At 43.9% G+C, this 5,625-nt stretch carries 5 protein-coding genes; 3 read left to right on the plus strand and 2 right to left on the minus strand.

The genetic code is table 11. From position 1 onward, the window contains the following. Window positions 1–71 precede the first annotated feature (71 nt). The 3 genes from EAO36_RS07915 to EAO36_RS07925 are packed head-to-tail and all read left to right on the plus strand — an operon-like array spanning window position 72 to window position 1,612. A complete protein-coding gene (locus EAO36_RS07915) occupies window positions 72–299 on the plus strand; it encodes a hypothetical protein (RefSeq protein WP_120955972.1) in 228 nt (75 codons plus the stop codon). Further along, window positions 300–1,229 (plus strand): phage late control D family protein, encoded by a 930-nt coding sequence (locus tag EAO36_RS07920; protein WP_120948806.1) that lies wholly within the window; start codon window positions 300–302, stop codon window positions 1,227–1,229. It abuts the gene before it with no gap. Continuing rightward, a complete protein-coding gene (locus EAO36_RS07925; protein ID WP_120955973.1) occupies window positions 1,229–1,612 on the plus strand; it encodes a hypothetical protein in 384 nt (127 codons plus the stop codon). The genes EAO36_RS07920 and EAO36_RS07925 overlap by 1 nt, the downstream gene beginning before the upstream one ends. 374 nt (window positions 1,613–1,986) lie before the next feature. Here EAO36_RS07925 and EAO36_RS09000 read toward each other — a convergent pair whose 3' ends face one another. Both EAO36_RS09000 and EAO36_RS07935 read right to left on the minus strand, forming a co-directional pair. Further along, window positions 1,987–4,035 (minus strand): SH3 domain-containing protein, encoded by a 2,049-nt coding sequence (locus EAO36_RS09000; protein WP_162983292.1) that lies wholly within the window; start codon window positions 4,033–4,035, stop codon window positions 1,987–1,989. A gap of 48 nt (window positions 4,036–4,083) precedes the next feature. Continuing rightward, window positions 4,084–4,779 carry an SEL1-like repeat protein gene (locus EAO36_RS07935; RefSeq protein ID WP_162983291.1) on the minus strand — a complete coding sequence of 232 codons (696 nt, stop codon included), beginning with the start codon at window positions 4,777–4,779 and terminating at the stop codon, window positions 4,084–4,086. Window positions 4,780–5,625: the final 846 nt, after the last annotated feature.

Genomic DNA, 5,625 nt, shown 5'->3' on the forward strand with positions numbered 1-5,625 from the left:
CAGCATGGTGGAAACAGGAATGCAACAGAAACCGCTAAAAATTTTTTGTTGATATAATTTTATAGGATTTTATGCGGTTTTATAGGTTTGTAAGAACGGTTAGATGGGATAGCCTCTTTTTCAAGCATTACGGGCATTTGGAACAACATGGCTATACTAGTGGATATAATGCCTTTTTGTTGGCTAATGTCAAACTCTTATCTATTGATGTCTTTGAGGGTGGAGAAGTGGTGGGCTTACCTGCTTTAGAGGATATAGCAGAGGGGAATGACATTGTGCCTTTATGGAAGGAGGACTAAATGCAGACATACCTTGCTCCCCAATGGCGGATTAAATCTAAGGTAGGGGTTGTGGTGGAAAGTTTAGATTATACTGACTATGAAAAAGACAATACCGATACACTCAGCCTCAAACTCGCCCCCAATTCTAAAATGCCCCAATTTGGCGATCGCTTGGATTTGTTTTTGGGGTGGGATAAGCTGTATTTTTTTGGGGGCTTTTATGTTTCTGCCATTAAAGAGAGTTACAAGCACAGCTTTAGCATCGATGCGACTAGCATTAATTTTAACAAAGAGCTCAAAGAGAAAAAGAGCCGCACTTTTAAGAACAAAAGTGCCGCCGATATTTTACGCTCCATCGCTAGGGAGCACGGCTTGAAGTCCAAAATCTCCTTTGAGCATGCGAGCAGTGTTTGGAATGCTTTAGAGCAAGTTGATGAGAGCGATAGCGCGTTGTGTATGCGTTTGGCAAAAGAATACGGGTGTAGCTATGCGATTAAAAATGACACATTGATTTTCATTGACAGAGATATTAAGCAATACAAACGCCCCCGCTACCAAATCAATGCCGATAGCTGTATGAGTTTGGATATTGAATACATGGTAACCAAGCATTTTAAAAGCGCGGAAGTGGTCTTTACTGATAAAAACGGGCAGGAGCATACGATCATCATCGGTTCGGGGCAACAGCCCAAAAAGCGTATGAGCGTGCATGCCAGCACCAAACAAGAGGCCTTAGTGATTGGCAAAACCCGCCTTAAAGAGGCCAATACCGCTAAAACAAAAGGCACATTACGGGCGTTAGGTCAGGTGCTCTTTGCCGGTGGGCTTTTAGAGCTCAAAAAGGGCAAATCTAAAGAAGTGCATTTGATCACCCAAGTGCAACACAGCCTAGATAAAAGCGGGTGGGTGATGAATTTGAGCTTTGAGAGTGCGATTAAAGGCAAATAATGGCAGATATGGGGAAAATCATTAAGATTGACAAATTCACTTTCAGGGTGGATCACAACATCCCTAGTTTGGATTTTGAATACTCTTTAGGCATTAATAAGGTAGAAACGCTCTCTAAAAACTTCTATCTCAAACTGGGGAGCAATGAAAAACGGATCAGTTTCACCGCCACGCTGTATTTGGAGCAACTCAAAGACTTTGAGGAACTCATAGCCAAAGTTGAGGCTAGAGGAGCGCTTAAATTCTCCACCCTAGAGAGCACGCGCACGCAGAAAATCCTCATTGACAAATTTTCTAGCAGTGTCAAAGATTGGGTTTTAGTGGCGCAAAACAAAATCAGTTTTTACACCCGCACCTTTAGCATTGGAGGTATAGTCATATGAATGTGATTTTGCCCCTTTTTGCAAAAAGGGTGTCATGTAAAGCTTCTCATAGGGGTAAAAGTTAGGTTTTTTGTTAGCCTTTTCAGAGGAGTTTGGGGAGTGATTTTATCGTTACTTCCCCCCGTTATGCACCCCACCCTATGGGGATACAATGGGGATGAGCCCCAAATAAGCCCCATTTTAGAGGGATATGGTGTAAAGAGACGTTATATCGCAAATCAGTGGCATTCATCCAACCTGCTAAGGACGAGTGGGATTTCTGCCAAGAGAGATATTGGGGTTTAAAGACACAAATAAGCCTGTATCTTAATCCCCCGAAAAATGCCCCAGCTGTTTTAAATTCCGGAGCATTTAGCAAGATGTTTGGCAAATCCTTAGTGAGAAGATTTTACAATGTATGTGTAGAGATCAGACATCGCATCGATCCGATTGATTAAAAGATTGGGTTGTGAAAGGCTACTCTTGTGCTCCTCGCCTAGTCTTAGGGTTGTGATAACGGCTCGCTCCACATGGTAGAGATGCTCTTGTTTGCGGGTTTTAGAAATAGAGATAGACCAGATATTATGCGCCACAATCGCTTGGTTGTGATAAGTGCCCAGATACAGCATAATATGCCCTTTGAGCCATAAAATGGTAGCAAAAGGTGTAGCGTGCTTGATAATATAGGCCTCTTTCTTAGTTGCAGACATTTTGTGCAAATCAATGGCATTATGCGCGTAGCGCACTTGAGCGTGGGAGTTTCTAGGCAAAAACACCCCAAAGCTAGCAAAACTATCGCGAGTGAAAGCCGAACAATCGCGATGGTGATTCATCCCACCCCAGCCATAGCGTTGGCCTAGCAAAGTATCGATCACAGCCGCCATAGTTTTAGGGGTAAAAGGACGTGGGAAGGGGGTGAAGTTTTGGGGGTTAATAGGGGTTTGTATGAGTTGGGCAAAGCCTTTTGTGTCTTTGATAAAAGTATAAATTTGATTAGGCGTGCGGGGCACTTTGAGAAAAATCTGTCCCATGCGGGCGTTAGGGATGTTATCGTTCAAAGGGGTGAGGTAATTTGATAGACTTAAAATATTCTTGATAGTTTTGGGCTTAATCGGGGCGACATCTTGGATACGCACCCAACCGACCACGAAACTACTTTGGATCAGGGCATAAGTCTTGGCTTTGTTGTAGTGGGTGATGAGAACGGGCGTACCTGCAAAAATCAAAGAATTTTGCCACAGATCAGAGGGATAATCTTGTGGTGTGGGGTAATAGGCTAGATCGGTTGGCACAGCGCGCACAGAGGTATTAGCCAAAATCACACCTTTTAAATGCACGCTGGGATAATGGGGCATGTCCATGTCTGCTTCAATATGGCGTAGGACTTTGAGGTCGTGGGGTGTGCCATCTTCTTGATAAGCTGGCGTGAGGAGACTATAGCGCATCCAAAAAACTTCTTTGCGCTTAATGACTTTCATAGTCTTCCAAGGGGCATACCAACGCTTCAAATAGGCACTTTTGAGTTTGCTAGGAGAGGGGATAGGTGGGGCGTTTGGTGGAGAGTAGTAGCTAGCCTTTTGTGGGAGACGGAGCAGATCGAATAAAACCCCATCTTCTATGGGGGATTTGGGGGTGTGTTTGGCTTGGGTGTAATATGCTTGGGCGCGCTTAAGATTTTTGGCAACACCATAGCCATTAACATACATATCGCCTAGCAGAGTGTAAGCAAGAGCACTCCCCCTATTGGCTGTTCTCTTAAAGTGATCAAGAGCTTTGAGGGGCTCTTTTCGATCTCTAAAGAGAACACCCAAAGCCAGCCCGGCAAGCACGCTACCCTTATCTTCTGCTTTGCGAAAATAGGCGATCGCCTTGGGAAGATTTGGAGGGATGCCCTTACCATCGCGATATAAAATCCCTAACTTGTAGTAGCCTTGCACATCGCCTAGCTTGGCACCTTCTAGATAGTGTGTAGTGGCTTTTTGAGGATTTTGGAACACTCCTTTGGCTTCTGTATAAAAATCCCCTAGTTTGGTATGGGCTTGTGCATTGCCTAAATGGGCAGCTTTTTGCAAATAGTCTAGGGCTTTGGGGTAGTTAGGGGGAATATCGCCGTCTTTATCATCATAGGCATAAGTGCTCCACAACACACCCAAGCCATAATAACCTCTAGAATCCCCCAAATTAGCTAGTTGTTGGTAATAAGTTTTGGCTTGCTGGTAATCTTTGCGGGCATAGGCTTTTTGGGCGAGTTGCCAATAGTCAGATATAGAGAGATTTGGCTTTAAGGTTTGTTGTTCTAAGTAGTTTGGGGTGTTTGCAAAACTTGGTGTAGGCTCTTGGGCTTGTTGAATAATAGAATTTTTAGGACTTTGTGTTGGGGCAAAACACCCCGCACATAACAACACAGCCACGAAAATTGTGGCTAAGAACTTCAAATTAGGCAACAACACCCACTCTGTGCCACTATTAGAAGTTTGATTGACAAAGGCAAACTAATCCCCCCCAAGACCTGCGGCTAAGGCACAACCACCATCACGCCCGTTTCCTCCTGGTTTGTGGGGAGCTTGATTGCACAAGTCTAGGTAATAAGACATTTTTTTCTCATCACTATCTTGAAATATTCCTGCTATGTTGCCATAGCCAATTCCATAGCCCAGTTTGCCCTCTTGTTCGTAGAATTGTATCGCTTTGGTCTTATCTTGCTTAACCCCTAAGCCGTATTGGTAAAGAAAGCCTAAACCCTCCAAAGCACACGCTTGGGTGTGTGGATCCGTGCTCTTAGAATCCCTCGTAAAAGTCTCTAAAGCTTTTTGTGCATCTTCTTTAGTGGTTGAAGAACCCATAGCGAGATACTTCCAGCCCTCACAACTATGCGTGTTGGCTTGTCGGGCTTCTTCTGCAGCTTCTTCTGCAGCCTTTTTACGTGCCTCAGCTGCAGCAGATAAGCCCTTAGGAATGGCATAACCATCAATTTGCACGCACTTTTGACCCATCAAGCCCCAAAACCACGGCCAAATGTTTTTGGTGATATTGACATTCGCCAACTCGGCTTCTTTGGCATCGGCTGCAGAGACAATAGCTTGTGCTTGTGCATTAACAGATTCCATCGCACGGCTTTTAAGTGCCTCATCATTCTTGCCATAAGGCCATGTGAAAGAATCACAAGCAACCCCATAGACTTTCTGCATTTTGGGATCACTGGGGTGGTTAGGATTAATGCTCCCGATCTTAGTGGTGCAACCTACAAGGAGAAGACCCGCTAAGAGTGTCGCTCCCCCCCCCATTTAGTTATCAAGGCCATAGAAACTCCTTCTCATCAAAAATTAAAAAACACGAGCGCAATTTAACGATATTTAATCTTAAAATATTATAAAACAAAAGAAACCATGCAGTTCAAGCCCTACAAACCCAACAAACCTTGTGGAAGCTGAAAATGGCAAACTTTGTATTACCCTAACCCCTAGTCATGATAAAAACGACATTATCTTATCTAATTGACGTACTCTCCCATAACTAAAGTTAGGGGATTCTAACTTTAGTGGAGATCGCGGCTTCAAGCAGGACAGCTCCGTTTGGAGTCTTACGTTCCCTATTCCAAAGGTTGATGCCCCAACCCCAAGGGTATTACCCTTTGATTGCACAAATATTAGCACAGCCATGCTGGTGCTAGCCTTATATCCCCATAGCTAAAGCTAGGGGCTTTACGGCGTGGCTGGTAAGGGCTAAAAATGCGCCACAGCGTAAAGCCCTTTTAAAAAAGCAATTAAAAACCCTACCATCTGCGCGCTAAAGCCCACAAGCTTAAAGCTAAGCGGAGAGTTGCCGCACACTCTTAAATATCACTGGGGTTGTGTATAATACCCCAATGTTAATCGCCTACAAACAGAAACTCTACAATACAAACAAAAATAAGCACATCGGCAAACTGCTACGCCTTTATGGACCATTGTATCACCTTACATAAGAGGCATTATAGACTTTTAAAAAACACTTAAAGCCCTACACCTTGCAAAAACACATCACTAAACTAAAGA

It is taken from the genome of Helicobacter mehlei, assembly GCF_003660265.1.
In the GTDB taxonomy this organism is placed as follows: domain Bacteria; phylum Campylobacterota; class Campylobacteria; order Campylobacterales; family Helicobacteraceae; genus Helicobacter; species Helicobacter mehlei.

Coding starts and splice junctions, on each gene's coding strand:
- EAO36_RS07935 (WP_162983291.1), bottom strand. CDS start 4,779: ATGCAGAAAGTCTATGGGGTTGCTTGTGATTCTTTCACATGGCCTTAT.
- EAO36_RS07915 (WP_120955972.1), top strand. CDS start 72: ATGCGGTTTTATAGGTTTGTAAGAACGGTTAGATGGGATAGCCTCTTT.
- EAO36_RS07920 (WP_120948806.1), top strand. CDS start 300: ATGCAGACATACCTTGCTCCCCAATGGCGGATTAAATCTAAGGTAGGG.
- EAO36_RS07925 (WP_120955973.1), top strand. CDS start 1,229: ATGGCAGATATGGGGAAAATCATTAAGATTGACAAATTCACTTTCAGG.